The sequence below is a fragment of the Achromobacter sp. SX5 genome (genome assembly GCF_056711425.1).
This window is the reverse complement of the sequence record NZ_CM160041.1, coordinates 938,656-956,235: the sequence shown is the minus strand read 5'-3', so window position 1 is coordinate 956,235 and position 17,580 is coordinate 938,656. Positions and strand designations below refer to the sequence as shown.

Annotated in this window: 11 protein-coding genes and 2 pseudogenes; 8 read left to right on the top strand and 5 right to left on the bottom strand. The window is 68.9% G+C overall.

Annotated features, from left to right (window positions below; all coding sequences use genetic code 11):
• Nucleotides 1–22: 22 nt before the first annotated feature.
• From thiL to ribBA, 4 genes are all read right to left on the bottom strand, one after another.
• A complete protein-coding gene (thiL, locus tag AC1M14_RS04345) occupies nt 23–988 on the bottom strand; it encodes a thiamine-phosphate kinase (protein WP_479731062.1) in 966 nt (321 codons plus the stop codon).
• Nucleotides 989–1,146: 158 nt separating this feature from the next.
• Nucleotides 1,147–1,638 carry a transcription antitermination factor NusB gene (gene nusB, locus AC1M14_RS04340; protein WP_102773957.1) on the bottom strand — a complete coding sequence of 164 codons (492 nt, stop codon included), beginning with the start codon at nt 1,636–1,638 and terminating at the stop codon, nt 1,147–1,149.
• Entirely contained in the window at nt 1,607–2,131 is a 525-nt protein-coding gene (gene ribH / locus AC1M14_RS04335; RefSeq protein WP_102773958.1) for a 6,7-dimethyl-8-ribityllumazine synthase, read from the bottom strand. Before ribH ends, nusB begins: the two co-directional genes overlap by 32 nt.
• Before the next feature lie 10 nt (nt 2,132–2,141).
• Nucleotides 2,142–3,317, bottom strand: a complete 1,176-nt coding sequence (gene ribBA, locus AC1M14_RS04330) for a bifunctional 3,4-dihydroxy-2-butanone-4-phosphate synthase/GTP cyclohydrolase II (RefSeq protein WP_102773959.1) — start codon at nt 3,315–3,317, stop codon at nt 2,142–2,144.
• A gap of 147 nt (nt 3,318–3,464) precedes the next feature.
• Between ribBA and AC1M14_RS04325 the strand changes: the two genes are divergently transcribed.
• The 8 genes and pseudogenes from AC1M14_RS04325 to AC1M14_RS04290 all read left to right on the top strand — a co-directional run bounded on the left by AC1M14_RS04325 (nt 3,465) and on the right by AC1M14_RS04290 (nt 9,699).
• Complete coding sequence (locus AC1M14_RS04325; protein ID WP_111825827.1) at nt 3,465–4,265, top strand: HAD-IIB family hydrolase; 801 nt, start codon at nt 3,465–3,467, stop codon at nt 4,263–4,265.
• An 11-nt stretch (nt 4,266–4,276) separates the two neighbouring features.
• Complete coding sequence (locus AC1M14_RS04320) at nt 4,277–5,095, top strand: IclR family transcriptional regulator (protein WP_168202179.1); 819 nt, start codon at nt 4,277–4,279, stop codon at nt 5,093–5,095.
• A gap of 145 nt (nt 5,096–5,240) precedes the next feature.
• Nucleotides 5,241–6,239, top strand: a complete 999-nt coding sequence (gene phnD / locus AC1M14_RS04315) for a phosphate/phosphite/phosphonate ABC transporter substrate-binding protein (RefSeq protein WP_111825828.1) — start codon at nt 5,241–5,243, stop codon at nt 6,237–6,239.
• Between the two features lie 7 nt (nt 6,240–6,246).
• Nucleotides 6,247–7,017: a phosphonate ABC transporter ATP-binding protein gene (phnC, locus tag AC1M14_RS04310; RefSeq protein ID WP_102773962.1), complete on the top strand. Its 771-nt coding sequence runs from the start codon at nt 6,247–6,249 to the stop codon at nt 7,015–7,017.
• Entirely contained in the window at nt 7,014–7,901 is an 888-nt protein-coding gene (gene phnE, locus AC1M14_RS04305; RefSeq protein WP_102773963.1) for a phosphonate ABC transporter, permease protein PhnE, read from the top strand. The genes phnC and phnE (AC1M14_RS04305) overlap by 4 nt, the downstream gene beginning before the upstream one ends.
• Nucleotides 7,898–8,722: a phosphonate ABC transporter, permease protein PhnE gene (gene phnE, locus AC1M14_RS04300; protein ID WP_111825829.1), complete on the top strand. Its 825-nt coding sequence runs from the start codon at nt 7,898–7,900 to the stop codon at nt 8,720–8,722. Before phnE (AC1M14_RS04305) ends, phnE (AC1M14_RS04300) begins: the two co-directional genes overlap by 4 nt.
• A 94-nt stretch (nt 8,723–8,816) precedes the next feature.
• Nucleotides 8,817–8,963 (top strand): annotated as a pseudogene (locus AC1M14_RS04295) (integrase); the annotation flags it as partial.
• Nucleotides 8,960–9,699: pseudogene (locus AC1M14_RS04290) on the top strand (PDDEXK nuclease domain-containing protein). The pseudogenes AC1M14_RS04295 and AC1M14_RS04290, both read left to right, overlap by 4 nt.
• A gap of 13 nt (nt 9,700–9,712) precedes the next feature.
• Here the strand turns inward: AC1M14_RS04290 and AC1M14_RS04285 are convergent.
• Nucleotides 9,713–17,458, bottom strand: coding sequence for an autotransporter-associated beta strand repeat-containing protein (locus AC1M14_RS04285; RefSeq protein ID WP_479731061.1), 7,746 nt, complete (start codon nt 17,456–17,458; stop codon nt 9,713–9,715).
• Between the last annotated feature and the right edge of the window lie 122 nt (nt 17,459–17,580).

The window sequence follows — 17,580 nt, the reverse complement described above, 5'->3', positions numbered from 1 at the left end:
GGATGAGGCAAAAACGCGGCGTTCAGGCCGCGGGAAAGTGGTCGAAGCCGGCGGGCAGCGCGTCCAGCGGCCGGCCCTGCGCGTCCAGCACGTCCAGGCCGGTACGCTCGCGGATCCGGCCGATGCGGGAGGCGCGCGCGCCGGCCTCGCCGGCGGCGGCCAGCACGGCTTCGCGGCGGGACGCCGGGGCGGTGAAACACAGCTGGTAGACGTCGCCCCCGCCCAGCACGGCGCGGCGGCGCCGCGCCGTGTCCAGGCCGGCCAGCGCGGCGGCCACGGGCATTTGCGGGTAATGCAGATCGGCGCCCACGCCGCTGGCGGCCAGGATATGGCCCAGGTCCTGCAACAGGCCGTCGGAGACGTCGATGGCGGCATGGGCCACGCCGCGCAGCGCCAGGCCGAGCGCCACCTGGGGCCGCGGCCATTCCAGGGCCTCGCGGGTCGCGGACAGCAGCGCGGGGTCGGCCGGATACTGGCCGTCGAGCAGCCGGTAGGCCACGTCGGCCGCGCCCAGCTCGCCCGATACCCAGACATCGTCGCCCGGCCGGGCGCCGTTGCGGCGCAGGGCCTGCCCCGGCGCGACCGCGCCGAACACCGTGACGCTGATGGCGAGGTCGTGCGCGCTGCGCGTGGTGTCGCCGCCGATCAACGGGCAGCCGTGGACGGCCGCCAGATCGTGGAAGCCCTCGGCAAAGGCGGCCAGCCACGCCTCGTCCAGCCTCGGCAAGGCCAGGCCCAGCACGCAGCCGATCGGGCGCGCGCCCATCGCGGCCAGGTCCGACAGATTCACCGCCAGGGCCTTGTGCCCCAGCGCCCTGGGGTCCACATCGGGAAAGAAATGGCGCCCTTCCAGCAGCAGATCCGTGCTGGTGGCCACCTGCTCGCCGGGCGGCACCGGAAACAACGCGCAATCGTCGCCCACGCCCAGCAGCCCTGCCGGCGCAGCGCGATTGAAATAGCGCGCGATCAAATCAAATTCGGACGCCAACGCAACTCCGCAATCCGGCAAGAACAAGCGTAAGAAACAAGAAACAGCTGCCCGCACATAAGAGGTGCCCCCCAATCCGGGCCGCACGGATCCGGCTCCGCCGGTCCGTAGCGGCGCCCCCCTGGGGGGGAAGCGCCAAAGGCGCTTCGGGGGGGAGCCTACTTCCGCATTTCGTGCGGACGCACGTCCGCGGCCAGCTTGTCGAGCACGCCGTTGACGAACTTGAAGCCGTCCGTGCCGCCAAACGACTTGGCGAGTTCGACGGCCTCGTTGATGGCGACCTTGTACGGCACTTCGACGTGATGGATCAGTTCGAAGCTGCCGATCAGCAGGATGCCATGCTCGACGGGCGACAGCTCGGCCAGCGGGCGGTCGATGTAGGGCGTGAAACGTTCACGCAACGCGGGCGCTTCGCGCAGCACGCCATGCAGCAAGGTCTTGAACCATTGCGCGTCGGCCTCGGAGAAATCCTCGGTGTCGCGCAGATGGGCGTCGATCTCGCCGGCGTCCTGCGTGCCTTCGCCGCCGCGCAGCAGCCACGCGTACACGCCCTGCAACGCGAATTCGCGTGCACGGCGCCGCGCGCTGCGCGCGTTGGCGCGGGCCTGCGCCGCGCTATCAGCGCTGGTCGTCGTCTTCTTCGTCGTCAAAATCTTCGTCCTCGTCGTCTTCGTCGTCTTCCTCGGGTTCCAGCGCCGCCACCAGGTTGGCCATTTCAACGGCCACCTGGGCGCAGTCGCGGCCCTTGCCGGCGGCGCGGGCCTGGGCCTGCTCGTCGGTGTCCACGGTCAGCACGCCGTTGGCGACGGGGATGCCGGTTTCCAGGGAAATACGGGTGATTGCCGTGGCCATTTCATTGCTGACCACTTCAAAGTGATAGGTTTCGCCGCGGATGACGGCGCCCAGCGCGATCAGTGCGTCGAATTCGAACGTTTCGGCCATGTGGGACAGGGCTACGCCCAGTTCCAGGGCGCCGGGCACGGTGGCGACCATCACGTCGCGCTCGTCCACGCCCAGTTCGGCCAGTTCCTTCAGGCACGCTTCGAGCTCGGCCTGGCCGATTTCTTCATTGAAGCGGGCGCGTACGATGCCGATGTGCAGCCCTTCGCCGTTCAGGTCGGGGGTAAGGATATAAGGGTTCATTTGTCGGCCTTCAGTGTGTTGCGGGAGTGTTCGGAGGGTCGCAATCGTAACCCGTAATGGTGAGCGAGAAGCCCGCCATGCTGGGCATCTTGCGCGGACGGGCCAGCAGCTTCATCTGGCCCACGTTCAGGTCGCGCAGGATCTGGGCGCCGATCCCGTAGGTACGCAGCCCGAAGCGGTCGGCGTTGGCGGGATTGGCGGGGGTTTTCGGATCGGACCAGGCGGCGATCTGGCCGAACAGATGCTCGGTGGAGGACTGGCAGTTCATCAGCACCAGCACGCCGGCCGGGGCGGCCGCGATGGCCGCGAGCGCCTGCGCCACGCCCCAGCTGTGCGGGCTGGCGCCGGTATCGAGCACGTCCAGCACCGAGGCCGGCTCGTGTACGCGCACCAGCGTTTCGGCGTCAGGCCGCACGTCGCCATGCACCAGCGCCAGGTGGGCCGAGCCGGTGGCGGCGTCTTCGTAGGCCACGGCCTCGAACTCGCCCCAGGCGGTCTGCATGGTGCGCTTGCCGACGCGCTTGACGATGGATTCGTGTTCGCTGCGGTACTGGATGAGGTCGGCGATGGTGCCGATCTTCAGGCCGTGCTGGCGGGCGAATTCCACCAGGTCGGGCAGGCGCGCCATGGTCCCGTCGGGCTTGAGGATCTCGCAGATCACCGCGGCCGGCGTCAGCCCGGCCATGGCGGTCAGGTCGCAGCCGGCCTCGGTGTGGCCGGCGCGCACCAGCACGCCGCCGGGCACCGCGCGCACCGGGAAGATGTGGCCGGGCTGGACCAGGTCGGAGGGCTTGGCGTCGCGCGCCACCGCCACCTGGATGGTGCGGGCGCGGTCGGCGGCCGAGATGCCGGTTTCGACGCCTTCGGCGGCCTCGATGGACTGGGTGAAGTTGGTGCCGTAGCGCGTGCCGTTGCGCGCCGCCATCAGGGGCAGGTCGAGCTGGCGGCAGCGGTCCTCGGTCAGCGTCAGGCACACCAGGCCGCGGCCGTGCGTGACCATGAAGTTGATGGCCTCGGGCGTGACGAATTCGGCCGCCATGACCAGGTCGCCTTCGTTTTCACGGTCTTCTTCGTCGACCAGGATGACGATACGGCCGGCGCGCAGCTCGGCGATGATCTCGGAGACCGAAGCGATACCGAAGGATTCCGGCTCGGAGCCGGGCAGGGAGGACAACTGGACGGACATGGCGGACACGCAAACCAGGCAGGAAAGCCCGGATTTTACCGCCCCTGGCGTCCGAATCCCTATCCGGGCCGCCCGGCCCCGCCAAAAGGGGGCCGTCCGGTTAAACTTCCCGCCAAAAACTCCCCCTGGAAACGAGGAAAAGCCCCCATGCAAGCCCTTGCGGCCATGCCCCCGAGCGTCGCGGCTGCCGTCCGCGTCGTGCTGACCGATATCGACGACACGCTGACCACCGAGGGCCGCCTGCCGGCCGACGCCTACGCGGCGCTGGAACGCCTGGAACAGGCCGGCATCCAGGTGGTGCCCATCACCGGCCGCCCGGCCGGCTGGTGCGACCACATCGCCCGCATGTGGCCGGTGCGCGCCGTGGTCGGCGAGAACGGCGCGTTCTATTACGCCTACGACCGCCAGGCCCGCCGTATGCGGACGCATTACTGGACCGACGCCGCCTCGCGCCAGGCCAGCCGCCGCAAGCTCGACGCGATCCGCGACCGCGTGCTGGCCGAAGTGCCGGGCGCGGCGGTGGCCAGCGACCAGGACTACCGCGTGGCCGACCTGGCCATCGATTTCTGCGAGGACGTGCCCGCCCTGCCCGACTCGGCCGTCAGCCGCATCGTCTCGATCTTCGAAGCGGCCGGCGCCCAGGCCAAGGTCAGCTCCATCCACGTCAACGGCTGGTTCGGCGACTACGACAAGCTCACCATGACCCGCACCATGTTCGAACGCGAGTTCGGCGCGGACGTGGCCGGCGCGCTGGACAGCACGCTGTTCATCGGCGACTCGCCCAACGACGAGCCCATGTTCGCGTACTTCCCGGTCTCGGTCGGCGTGGCCAACATCCAGGCCCAGCTGCACCGCCTGACGCACCGTCCGGCCTATGTGGCCGCCTTCCACGGCGGCGCGGGCTTCGTGGAAATGGCCGAGCGGCTGCTGGCCGCGCGCCAGCCCTGAGGAGCCCCGCCGTGGCCACGTCCAAGACCCCCGCCTCCGCCGCCGCCAACGACGGCCGCCGCAGCATCCAGTCCATCGAAGTGGGCGTGCCGCTCCTGGCCGCCCTGGTCGACGCCGCCAAGCCCCTGACCCTGCGCGACCTGGCCGCCGGCGCCGGCATGACCTCGGCCAAGGCCCACCCCTACCTGGTCAGCTTCATCCGCGTCGGCCTGGTGCAGCAGGACGCCATCACCGGCCAGTACGAACTCGGCCCCTTCGCCCTGCAGATGGGGCTGGTCAGCCTGCAGCGGCTGGACCCGGTGCGCATCGCCATGCCGGAGATCGCCCGGCTGCAGTCGGAAATCGGCCATACCCTGGGCATCGCCGTGCTCGGTTCGCACGGCCCCACCATGATCCACATGACCGAGGCCAGCTACCCGGTGCACGTCAACATGCGCAAGGGCACGGTGATGTCCATGCTGCACACGGCCACCGGCCTGGTGTTCGCCGCCTGGCTGCCGCCCAAGGTCAGCGAGCACTACATCGAGCGCGAAGAGGGCGACACGGCCGTGGTGCCCGGCAAGCCGCCGGCGCGCAAGGCCACGCGCGCGCACATCGAGGCCCAGCTGGCCGACATCCGCGTGCATGGCATGGCGCGGGCGCTGGGCAACCCGCTACCCGGCGTGGACGCGCTGTCGGTGCCGGTGTTCGACAACACCGGCAACATCGTGCTGGCCCTGACCAGCCTGGGCCCCACGGGCCTGTTCGACGTGTCCTGGGACGGCGCGATCGCGCGTCCGCTGCTGGCATGCGCGCAAGAAATCTCCCGCAAGCTGGGATACCGCGCCTAGGCGATCGCGCAAAAACGAACACAAAGCGAACATTTCGAACAAAAGGCGAAAAAAAAGACAGGGACTTTCCCGAGGTGTGCCTGCGGCGCTTGTATGTTTGAATTCAGTTACTAGTCATATTCAGACCTACAAGAGGAGACATACGATGCGCGCCTTGCGTCTACTGCAAGCGGCCGCCGTTGCCGCATTCGCATTCGGGGGGGCTTCCGCCCAGGCCGCAGACAGCTGTTCGAACCGGGGCGACCTGGACCAGATGTACTGCGACGCCAACAAGGACCTGGTGGCGGACACGCCCGCCGACGCGTCCAAGCTCAAGACCCCGTCCACGCTGGTGTTCACCTATACCCCGGTGGAAGATCCGGCGGTCTACGAAGACATCTTCAAACCCTTCACCAAGCACCTGTCCGAGTGCACCGGCAAGCGCGTGGTGTTCTACCAGGTGCAGAGCAACGCCGCCGAAATCGAGGCGATGCGCTCGGGCCGCCTGCACGTGGGCGGCTTCTCCACCGGTCCCACCGCCTTCGCGGTGAACATCGCCGGCGCCGTGCCGTTCGCGGTCAAGGGCTACGCCGACGGCTTCCAGGGCTACAACCTGATCGTCATCGTCAAGAAGGACAGCCCCTACCAGAAGCTGACCGACCTGAAGGGCAAGAAGCTGGCGCACACCGCGCCCTCGTCGAACTCCGGCCACATGGCGCCGGTGGCGCTGTTCCCCAAGGAAGGCCTGACGCCGGACAAAGACTACAAGGTCATCTTCTCGGGCAAGCACGACCAGTCCGTGATGGGCGTGAACTCCGGCGACTACGACGCCGCCGCCGTGGCCTCGGACGTCTTCAAGCGCATGGCCGAACGCGGCCAGATCAAGGAATCCGACTTCCGCGTGATCTACCGCAGCGAGAAGTTCCCGACCTCGTCGTTCGCCTACGCCCACGACCTGGAGCCGAAGTTCCGCGACCAGATGCTGAAGTGCTTCTACGACTACCGCTTCCCGGCGGAAATGTCCAAGGCCTTCGACGGCGCCGACCGCTTCTATCCGGTGACCTACCAGAAGGACTGGGCCATCGTCCGCCAGGTCGCCGAATCCGGCGGCGAAAGCTTCAACCGCGCCGCCTACGACCGCGAAACCGCCAAGAGCAAGAAGTAAGTCCAGTATGACGACGTCGCTACGCATTTCCGGCCTGGTGAAGGAATACCGGGCCGGCCAGCCTGTACTCAATGGCATCGACCTGCAGATCGCGGGACAGGGGCTGACCGCCATCATCGGCCCCTCGGGCACCGGCAAGAGCACGCTGCTGCGCTGCATCAACCGGCTGATAGAACCCACCCGCGGCGAGATCGTGCTGCAGTCGCAAGACGGTTCGGTGGACCTGGCGCGGGTGCGCGGCGCGTCGCTGCGCCGCGCGCGCCGCCGCATCGGCATGGTGTTCCAGGAATACAACCTGGTCGAACGCCTGACCGTGATGGAAAACCTGCTGACCGGACGGCTGGGCTATACCTCGGCCGTCAAGGCCTGGATGCGGCGCTTCGAGGCCGAGGACATCGAGCATGCCTACAAGCTGCTCGACACCGTCGGCCTGGCGGGATATGCCGACCAGCGCGCCGACGCGCTGTCGGGCGGCCAGCGCCAGCGCGTGGGCATCGCCCGCGCGCTGATGCAGCGCCCGCAGTTGCTGCTGGCCGACGAGCCCACTTCGTCGCTGGACCCCAAGACCTCGGTCGAGATCATGGAACTGCTGTCGGCGCAGGGCAGCGCCACCGGCATACCGGTGATCGTGAACATCCATGACGTGGATCTGGCGCGCCGCTACGCCAGCCGCATCGTCGGCATGTCCGGCGGGCACGTGGTCTACGACGGCGACGGGCAGGGCCTGGACGCCGCCATGCTCAAGACGATTTACGGAGGCGAGTCTTGGCTGGAATGATTCCCCCCGGCGGCCGCACCCGGCCGTTCGCCATGTCCGGGCGCGCCAAGGCCGGCGTGCTGTTGCTGCTGGCCTACACAATCTACGCCGGCGCGCAGCTGGATTTCAGCTGGGCGCGCTTCGAAAGCGGCATGGGACACGCGTCCACTTTTCTTTCGCGCATGTTTCCGCCCAATTTCGAAAAGCCGGACACCTTGTGGAAAGGCATCGCGGAAAGCCTGGAGATCGCGGTGCTGGCCTCCATGCTGGGCGTGCTGATCGCGCTGCCCATCGGCCTGCTGGGCGCGCGCAATATGATGCCGGCCTGGGTCTCGTGGCCGGCGCGCGCCGTCGTGGCGCTGTGCCGCGCCCTGCACCCGGTCATCGTCGCCATTCTGTTCGTCAAGGCGGTGGGCTTCGGCGCGCTGGCCGGCATCCTGGCGCTGACGGTGGCGTCCATCGGCTTCATCGGCAAACTCTTCACCGAGGCCATCGAGGAGATCTCGCTCAAGCAGGTGGAAGCCGTCAGGGCCTCGGGCGCCTCGTTCGCCAACGTCATCATCTTCGGCGTGCTGCCGCAGGTGTTCGCGCGCTTCATCGGCTTCGCCACCTACCAGTTCGACTCCAACCTGCGCAACTCCACCATGGTGGGGATCGTGGGCGCGGGCGGCGTGGGCGGCACGCTGTTCTCGGCGTTCCAGCGCTTCGACTACGACTTCGTCAGCGCCATCCTGCTGACCCTGATCGCCATCATCATGCTGGGTGAAATCCTGGCCGGCTTCGTGCGCGCCGTGTTCCTGGACAACCTGGGCTTCGAGCGCATCCTGCAGGGCCGCATGGCCGGCGCCCGCGGCGTGGGCTCGACCCGCGCCCCGGTCGCGCGCAAGGCGGAGGTGGAAGAATGAACGCCACCGCTTCCACCCTGAACCCGGCCGGCGCCCCGCGCGTCTGGCAGCGCTACAGCATGGGCCAGCGCCTGCTGCGCTTCGCGCTGTACCTGCTGGTGGTCGCCGCCATCGTGCAGGCCATCCGCGGCGTGGAGATCATTCCGGAGTTCCTGTATGACGCGCCCGAGCAGATGGCCGACCTGTTCCGCCGCATGTGGCCGATCGACTGGGCCTACTACCCGGAAGGCGTGCACGCCGCGCTGATCGAAACCCTGCACATCGCCACCCTCGGCACCATCCTGTCGGTGGTGATGGCGGTGCCGGTGGGCCTGCTGGCGGCCAACAACCTCACGCCCAGCAAGACCGTCAACATGCTGGCCCGGCTGATCCTGGTGTCCAGCCGCTCGGTCAACTCGCTGGTGTGGGCGCTGCTGTTCATCGCCATCTTCGGGCCGGGCGCCCTGGCCGGCACGCTGGCCATCGCGTTCCGCTCCATCGGCTTCGTCGGCAAGCTGGTGGGCGAGGCCATCGAAGAGGCGCAGCGCGGCCCCATCGAAGCCGTCGCCGCCACCGGCGCCAGCAAGGCCTCGGTGATCTGGTACGCCTACTGGCCGCAGATCCGCCCCGCGTTCTGGTCCATCGTGCTGCTGCGCTGGGACATCAACGTGCGCGAATCCGCCGTGCTCGGCCTGGTCGGCGCCGGCGGCATCGGCATGGCCCTGGACACCGCGCTGAACCTGTTCCAGTGGGACCGCGTATCGCTGGTCCTGGCCGCCATCTTCGGCGTCGTGGTGCTGGCCGAGATCATCATCACCCAGGCCCGCAAACGCATACTCTGACCGCGCCTGCGCCGTACCGTGTTCCTTTGCGCCGCCCGGCAACGGGCGGTTTTTTTTGCTTCACGCTAACTCCAGATCGCGCGCCGATGGCGCGGACACTGGCAACTCGGACGTGCCGACCAACGTGGACATGAAGCTCACGGGTCACAAGACGGCGGCGATGTTTATGCACTACGTTCATGCAAAGAGCCGGCGGCAGGCGATCACCGGGGCATCCCGTTCCATGGAGCTAGCAGCATGACAAGGAAGACGCATACAGCAAAAAAATCTGCCGCCTTGCCGGCTGGATATGCCGGCGTCCACGGCGGTATCGTGGACCTACTGAATGCCGCACGTCAGGCAACGGCGCGCAGTGTCAATGCCTTGATGACGGCCAGCTACTGGGACATTGGCCGCCGGATCGTTGAAGCCGAGCAGAAAGGCAGGCGGCGGGCCGGTTACGGCGAGCAGTTGATGGAGCGCTTGTCCGCCGATCTGACGGCTCGATTCGGACGCGGGTTCGGCGTCAACAACCTGGAGAGCATGCGGCGTTTCTTCCTTGCATACCCCCAGCCCAGGATTTCCCAGACAGTGTCTGGGAAATTGAGTCTGTCCGAACTGGCGCAGGTCTTCACCCTGCCATGGTCGGCCTATGTCCGGCTACTGTCGGTCAACGATGAGCATGCCCGCCAGTTCTACGAGGCAGAGGCGCTGCGTGGGGGCTGGAGCGTGCGCCAGCTCCCATGCCGATGTATTGCAACTATGCCAAGGAGCATTGGGCCTATGCGGATGAGAATCCGCCGGTGGGCCTGATCCTGTGTGCCGACAAGGGCTACGCGCTGGCGCGGTATGCACTGGACGGCCTGCCGAACAAGGTGATGGCGGCCAACTACCGGACGGTCTTGCCGGACGCCGACTTGTTGCAAAAAGAGTTGGAAAACGCACGGCGTTTGCTGGAATCCCGCGGCGCGCCATCTCCCCAGGACGACAAGCCATAGCCATGCGCTCCCATCAGAACCGGATATTCAACCCCGCCCTCACCCCGTGGTCCTGCGCCGAACCGGCAAGCTGCCCCTGGTATGACAGGCCGAACGACGCCCTGCGGTTGATCCGCACTTCCAGCCCGGCCTCGACCACCGCGCTGTTCTTCGCGATGGGCACGCCCGCCACGGTGAACGACTCGCCGGCCGAGAACGCCTGGACGGCCACCGGCTTCACGTCGCCGAAGGCGTGGCGCCAGCCCAGCGAGCCGCGCGCCGCGGCCTGCGCGCCGCCCAGCTCGAAATCGGTGGAGGCGCGCGCGCCCAGCGTGGTGTAGGTGGTTTCGTTGGTCTGGCTCTTGCCGCGCAGCGCGGCCGCGCCGCCGCTTTCGCGATAGCCGTCCGTCTTGAGGTTGACGTAGGCCGCGTTGGCGAAAGGCTCGATCGCCGCGGCTGGCGTATCGATGCGGTAGCTCAGGTCGGCGTAGACCTGGGCCGTGCGGCCGTCGTAATCGGCCTCGAGGCGCTCGGACATGCCGGACATGGAAACCGACCGACGGGTCGTGATGTCGTGCCAGCTGTAGGCAAGTCCGCCGCGCAGGCCCAGCTTGCCCCACTGTCCGCCGCCATAGGCGCCCAGGTGGTAGTTGTCGCTGTCGCCCGAGGACGAACGCTGCTGCACGTCGAAGTCGGTGCGGCTGTAGCCGGCCATCAGGCCCAGGCGCCAGGCCTCGGACACCGGCGTATCCACGCCCATCACGAAGCCGCCGCTGGAACTCTTGGCGCGGGCCGCGTTGCCGTCGCCGTCGATATGGCTCCACGACCCCGTGGCCTGCAACCAGGTCGCCGGCCCGCGCGCATCGGCCGGCGCCAGGCGCGCGCCGTCTCCGGCCGAGGCCAGCACCGGCGAGGACACGGCGCCCACGCCGCCGGCCGCCGCGCGCAGGCGCTCGGCCACCGCGTCGCGCACGTAGCGGCTGTCCTGCAGCAGCACCGTCCTGGCCGAGGCATGGATCTCGCCGGACAACTGGTCGAAGGCGCCGCGCAGCAGCGGCGCGTCGTCGGGCAACTGGGCCACCGCGTCGTAGACGCGATGGCCGCCGGCCATGCCGATGCTGTCGATGGCGCCGGCAGCGGCGCGCTGGTTGCGCGTGGCCGCGGCCGAGATCATGGGCGTATCGTTGCGCGCCAGTTCCAGCGACACGCGGCGCGCGTCGTAGTCATAGGCCAGACTGGGCGTGAGGAAAGCGAAATCGGAGGTGACCGCGTCGAACTGGCCGGAAAGCGTGCCGTCCGCCGACAGGATGGTATAGCGCGAGCGCAGCCCGTAATTGCCGTTGGCGCCGATATGGGCCACCGATCCGCCGTCCAGCGCGGCGTTGCCGGTGACGTGCACGAGGTCGGCCTCGGGCCCCGCGGGGTTGGTTTCGACGGCGAAGCGCGCGCCGCGCTGCACCGCCAGATCGCCGTCTATGGTCAGGGCGCCGATGGAGTTGCCCGGCGACAGCACGCCGCCGGCGGCCACCGTAATGGTCGACCCCGCGCCGGAACCGACGGTGCCGTTGCCGCCCAGCACACCGCCCGCGCCGATGCTGATCGAACCGCCCAGCCGGCCCTGCATGGCCAGCCGGCCGCCGTTGACCGTGGTGGTTCCGCGGTAGCCAGAACTGTCGCCGGTCAGGCCCAGCGTGCCCGCGCCGGACTTGACGAACGAGCCGGTCCCCGACATCGCGCCGCCATAGGACGCGTCGGCCGCCTGCTCGAACACCAGCGTCCCGGCGTTGTCGATGTCGCCGCGGATGGTGGCCGCATTGCCGACCAGCGTGCCCGCCAGGATGCGCGTATTGCGATAGGCGTTGCCGGCGTTGTCCAGCCGCAGGATGCCCGCGCCGGACTTGACCAGATCGCCGGCGCCCGCCACCGCGCCGGTCAGGCCCAGTTCGGTGCCGCCGGCCACCTCGAAGCGGCCGGACTGGGCCAGCGTGACCGAACGCGCGATGTCGAACGAGCCCATCGTCGCCAGCGTGCCGCCGCTGAATCCCAGCGCGCCGGCCGCCGCGCCCAGATTCGCGTCGCGGTCGATCTGCAGGGTGCCTCCGGCGATATTCGTGCCGCCGGTATAGCGGTTCTCGCCGCTCAGCACCAGCGTGCCCGCGCCGGCCTTGGTCAGCGTCTTGCCGTTCCAGCCGGTGGCGGCGTTGGGTGCCTGGTCGGCCAGCGCGGTCGCGACGACGAAACGGTCGCCGGCGTTGGCCAGCGTGAACGTGCCATGCGCCAGATTGTTGCCGGCGCTCCATGCCAGGCTGTGGCTGGCAAGGTATTGCCGGCCATCGGCCGACTTGCGGGTCTTGACGGACAAATAGTCCACCGCGCCGGCGAATCCGCCCACGCTGACCGATGCGAAGTCGCCCCTGATGCCGCCAAGCGTATCGATCAGCACCTGGTCGAGCTGGCTGGCGTCCGAGATGCCGCTCAGGTTGAACGCCACGCCCGCGCCCAGCGTGACGCTGCCGGCCGTCAGCGACGGCGCGGCCGCGCCAACCCCGATATCCAGCGCGGTTCCGTCGCCCATGGCGACCTCGCCCGCCACGTCCAGCGTCGCCGGGCCTTGCACCGACAGGCCGCCGCCAGCCACCTTCAGATTGCCGGCCAGGCGGTTGGCCGCGCCCGCCACGCCGTTGCCGTACTGCAGGACGCCGCCGGCCACTTCCGCCAATCCGCCCAGCACGCCCTGCACCACCAGCCGGCCTTGATCGACCGTGGTCTTGCCCGCGAAGCCGGCATGATTGCCGCCCAGGTCCAGCGTGCCCGCGCCGCGCTTGAACAGGTCGCCGCCGCCGGCGATGGAGCCGCCGAAGAGGCCGTCGACCGATTGCTCGAACACCAAGACGCCGGCATTGTCGACGTTGCCCGAGATCGAATTCGCATCGCCGATCAGCGTGCCCGACTGGATCCAGGTGTTGCCATAGGCGTTGCCGGCGTTGCTCAGGCGCAGCGTGCCCGCGCCCGTCTTGAGCAGATCGCCGCTGCCCGTAATACCGCCGGTCAGGCCCAGGGACGTGCCGGCCGCCACGTCGAAACGTCCCGCCTGCGCCAGCGTAATCGTGCGCGACGTATCGAAGCTGCCCGTCGTGGCCAGCGTACCGCCGCCGAACGCCACGCCCCCCGCGATATCGCCCAGGTTGGCGTCGCGTTCGATCCGCAGGACGCCGCCGTCGATGCGCGTGCCGCCGCCATACGTGTTGCCGCCGGCAAGCGCCAGCGTGCCAGCCCCGTCCTTGACGAAGGCGCCGGTTCCGGACACCGCGCCGTTCAGGCCCAGCGTGGTGCCGGTCGCCACGTCGAAGCGGCCCGACTGCGCCAGCGCCACCGCGCGCGACGTGGAGAACGTTCCCGTCGTCGCGAGCGTACCGTCGTTGAAACTCAAGCCGCCCGCCGCATCGCCCAGGTTGGCGTCGCGCGCGACCTGCAAGGCGCCGCGCTCGATGCGCGTGCCGCCGCCATACGTGTTGCTGCCGGCAAGCGCGAGCGTGCCGGCCCCGTCCTTGACGAGGGCGCCGGTCCCGGACACCGTGCCGTTCAGGCCCAGCGCCGTGGCCGCGGCCACGTCGAAACGCCCGGCCTGCGCCAGCGTCACGCCGCGTGCGGTGTCGAACGTGCCTGTGGTGGCCAGCGTGCCGCCGTCGAAGCTCAGGCCGCCAATGGCGTCGCCCAGGTTCGCGTCGCGCGCGACCTGCAGCGTGCCGCCGGCCAGCGTCGTGCCGCCCTCGTAACTGTTGCTGCCGGCAAGCACCAGCGTGCCCGCGCCGTTCTTGACCAGCCCGCCCTCGTATGACACTGTGCCATTCAGGCCCAGCGCGGTATCCGCGGCCACGTCGATGCCGGCCGTCTGCATCAGGATGACAGCGCGCGACATATCGAACGTGGCCGTGGTCGCCAGCGCTCCGCCGAAGAACACCAGCTCGCCCGAGCCCAGGTTGGCGTCGCGGCCGATGCGCAGGACGCCGTTGTCGATATAGGTGCCGCCGTAGTCGTTGGCGCCGCTCAAGGCCAGCGTGCCGCCGCCTTGCTTGAGCAGCACGCCGTTGCCCGACACCCTGCCATTCAGGCCCAGCGTCGTGCCGCCCTGGACGTCGATGATGCCGAATTGCTCCAGCCGGACCGTGCGCGAGGTGTCGAAGGCGCCGGCGGTCGCCAGCGTGCCGCGGTCCAGGGTCAGGCCGCCGGCCGCCGCACCCAGATTGGCGTCGCGCGTGACCCGCAGCGTGCCGTCTGTGACCGTCATGCCGCCGCCGAAGGTATTGGTTCCCGTCAGCTCCAGCGTGCCCCAGCCGCTCTTGACCACCCTGCCGGCGCCGGATATGGCGCCGCCGAAGATGGCGCTCGGACTCTGTTCGAATTCCAGCGTGCCGGCGTTGTCGACATTGCCCGAGATCGAATTCGCATTGCCCGCCAGCGTGCCCGCCAGGATCGAGGTATTGCCGTAGGCGTTGCCGGTATGGCTCAGGCGCAGCGTGCCGGCGCCGGACTTGATCAGATCGCCGCTGCCCGAAACGATGCCGCCCAGCCCCAGCGTGACGCCCGCGGCCACGTCGAAACGCCCTGCCTGGGCCAGCGTGACGGCGCGCGAGGTGTCGAACCTGCCCGTCGCGGCCAGCGCGCCGCCGTCGAGTTTCAGTGCGCCGGACGGATAGCCCAGATTCCGGTCGTGATCGACTTGCAGGACGCCGTCCAGAATCGTCGTGCCGCCGCCATAGTAATTGTCGCCGCGCAGCGCCAGCGTGCCGGCGCCGGCCTTGACCAGCATACCGGCGCCCGAGATCTGGCCGTTCAGGCCCAGCGTCGTACCGCCAGCCACATCGAAGCCCGCCATCGCTGTCGCATCGAGGACGACCCTGCGCGAGATGTCGAAGGTCGACGTGGTCGCCAGCGCGCCGCCGCCGAGCAGCAGGGAGCCGGCTCCCGTGCCGAGGTTGGCGTCCTGATCGATTCGCAGCGTGCCACCGGTAAGCACCAGCAAGCCGGCGTAGCTGTTGACGCCGCGCAGGGCCAGGGTGCCGGCGCCGTTCTTGAAAAACGGGCCGGCGCCCAGCAGCGGACCGTCCAGCCCCAGTGTGGAGCCGGCCGCCACGTCGATGCTGCCGCCAGTATCCATCAGGACGGCGCGCGAGGTGTCGAAGGAACCCGTGGCCGCCAGGGTGCCGCCATTGAATGTCAGCCCGCCCATTGGCGCGCCCAGATTCGCATCGCGGTCCACCTGCAGCGTGCCGCCGTCCAGCACCGTGCCGCCGGTGTAGCGGTTGTCGCCGCTCAGCACCAGCGTGCCGGCGCCGCGCTTGGTCAGCGTCCTGCCGTTCCAGCCCAAGGCGGCGTTGGCCGTCTGGTCGGCCAGCGCCGCGTTCACCTCGAACCTGTCGGCCGCGCCGCTCAGCGTGAACGTACCGTGCGCCAGACTGTTGTTGGCCATCCATCTCAGGCCGTAAGACGCCAGATAACGCCGGCCGTCCTCGGACTTGCCGGCATTAACGCCCAGATAATCCACGCCGCCGCCGTTGCCGCCCACGCTCACCCGGCCGAAGTCGCCACTGATGCCCGAGCGGGTGTCGATCAGCACTTGCTCGGCCGGCCCCGCGCCGTCGATGCCGTTGATGGCAAGCGCCACGTCCGCGCCCAGCGTGACGCTGCCGGCAGTGATGGCGGGTCCGCCCGCGCCCGCCCCGATATCCAGGGTAGTGCGATCGGCCATGCCGATGTCGCCGTCCACCGTCAGGGTCGCGGGGCCCTGCACCGACAGCGAGCCGCTGTAGACCGGCAAATTGCCGGTCAGCTTGCTGGCCGCGCCGCTCGCGCCATTGCCGAACTGCAATACGCCGCCGTTGACTACGGCCGAGCCGCCCAGCGCCCCCAGCACCAGCAGCCGGCCCTCCGACGCCACGGTGCTGCCGGCATACGCGGCGTGGTTGCCGGTCAGGCTCAGCGTGCCGGCGCCGGTCTTGACCATTGTTCCGAATCCGGTGATGGAACCGCCGAAAACCCCGTCGGCGACCTGCTCGAACACCAGGATGCCGCCATTGTCGACGTTGCCGCGGATCGAACTCACGTTGCCGAGCAGCGCGCCCGACTTGATCCAGGTATTGCCATAGGTGTTGCCGGGATTGCTCAGGCTCAGCATGCCCCGGCCGGTCTTGACGAGGTCGCCGCCGCCCGATATCTCGCCGGTCAGGTCCAGCGTCCGGCTTTGCTCCACGTCGACACTGCCGGTCTGCAGCAACGTGATGGCGCGCGAACTCGTAAAGGACTCCAGCGCCCGCAGCGCGCCGCCGTCGAACACCACCTTGCCGTTGGCGTCGCCCAGGTTCGCGTCGCGGCTGACCTGCAGCATGCCCCCCGCGAGCACGGTGCCGCCGGTATAGCTGTTGTTGCCGTCCAGGGTCAGCGTGCCCTCGCCCGCCTTGGTCAGCGTCCTGCCGTTCCAGCCCTTGGCAGGATTGGGCGCCTGGTCGGAAAGCCCCAGGCCCAGGGCGAAGAAATCCTGCGCATTCTCCAGCGTGAACGTGCCGTGGGCCAGGTTGCTGCCGGCCGTCCAGCTCAGGTCGTAGGTGGCGCGGTACTGCCGATTGTCCGCCGACTTGCCGGTATTGACGGTGAGATAATCCACCGGGCCCGAAAACCCACCTACATTCACCGTGGCGAAATCGCCGCTGATGCCGCTGGCAGTGTCGATCAGCAGCGCATTGAGCTGGCTCTCGTCGGCGATGCCGCTGAGCTTGAATGCCACGCCCTGGCCCAGGGTCACGGAATCGGCCCACAAGACGGGGCCGCCTGCGCCGGCCATCACGTCCAGGACGGCGCCGTCGCCCAGGCCGATGTCGCCGCCGACCGCCAGCGTCGCGGGGCCTTGCACCGACAGCGTGCTGCCGGCCCCCGACACTTTCAGATCGCCGCTGAGGCGGCTTGCCGCGCCGGACACGCCGTCGCCGTACTGCAAGGTCCCGCCGGTCACTTCGGCCGAGCCGCCGAGCGATCCCAGCACCAGCAGCTTGCCGCCCGACACCGTGGTCTTGCCATTGAACCCGCCGTTGGCGCCCGTCAGAACGGTCGTACCCGCGATCTGGTTCAGGCGGTGGACGCCCGAGCCGGTGCTCTTCAGGCCCGCGGAAAATGGGTGGAGCGTCTCGGTGTGATTGAAGTTCAGCGTGGCGTCGCCGCCGCCGAAGCGGATTTCGTTCGCAAGCAGGGCGCCGCCGGTCTCGGCCGCGAAGCCGAGCAGCCCGCCGATATTGATCGTGCCCATCCCGCCCGCGACGGGCGCCAGCATGACGGTTCCCGTACCGCCGCCTACCTCGACATACCCGCCATTGACGAGGCTCAGCGTGCCGGCGCCGCCCGCACCGATGGACAGGCCGCCGTGTAACAGCCAGTTAGAACCCGGGTCCTGAACGGTCACCATGCCGAAGCTGCCGGGTGCGTTGCCGATGACGCCCTGCGCATTCTCCATGCCCGAGCCGTCGGTGATGGACAAGGTGCCGGCGCGGGTATTGCCCACGATCAGAGCGGCGACGGGGTCGTTCCAGGCGAGCGGATCGTTCGGAAAGACATCACCGAAGCGGATCCACGCCGCTCGCGATTCGCCAGCCAGCAAGCCTGCCGCCACGGCAAGCGCGGCAACCAGCAGCAAGGGCCGCGCACCGCCCTTGCCCCGCCCTCGGGCATGTTCGCTCGCCACCTGCCACACGCCTGCACTGCGGTTGAAAACGATACGAAACGTACGGTTCATGGGGCTCTTCTAATTTGTAGCGCGGCCTCCGGGCGCGGAGCCGGAAGACGCGGAGATGATCGGCGCCGCGCGCGGGGTCGTCCGGCCGGATTATTACAATTAGAAAAGCTATTCGTAACATT

Excerpts from the sequence above, each read along its gene's own strand:
- ribH (WP_102773958.1), bottom strand. The coding sequence starts at position 2,131 with ATGAACCCTTATATCCTTACCCCCGACCTGAACGGCGAAGGGCTGCAC.
- ribBA (WP_102773959.1), bottom strand. The coding sequence starts at position 3,317 with ATGTCCGTCCAGTTGTCCTCCCTGCCCGGCTCCGAGCCGGAATCCTTC.
- AC1M14_RS04325 (WP_111825827.1), top strand. The coding sequence starts at position 3,465 with ATGCAAGCCCTTGCGGCCATGCCCCCGAGCGTCGCGGCTGCCGTCCGC.
- phnD (WP_111825828.1), top strand. The coding sequence starts at position 5,241 with ATGCGCGCCTTGCGTCTACTGCAAGCGGCCGCCGTTGCCGCATTCGCA.
- phnC (WP_102773962.1), top strand. The coding sequence starts at position 6,247 with ATGACGACGTCGCTACGCATTTCCGGCCTGGTGAAGGAATACCGGGCC.
- phnE (WP_102773963.1), top strand. The coding sequence starts at position 7,014 with ATGATTCCCCCCGGCGGCCGCACCCGGCCGTTCGCCATGTCCGGGCGC.
- phnE (WP_111825829.1), top strand. The coding sequence starts at position 7,898 with ATGAACGCCACCGCTTCCACCCTGAACCCGGCCGGCGCCCCGCGCGTC.
- AC1M14_RS04285 (WP_479731061.1), bottom strand. The coding sequence starts at position 17,458 with ATGAACCGTACGTTTCGTATCGTTTTCAACCGCAGTGCAGGCGTGTGG.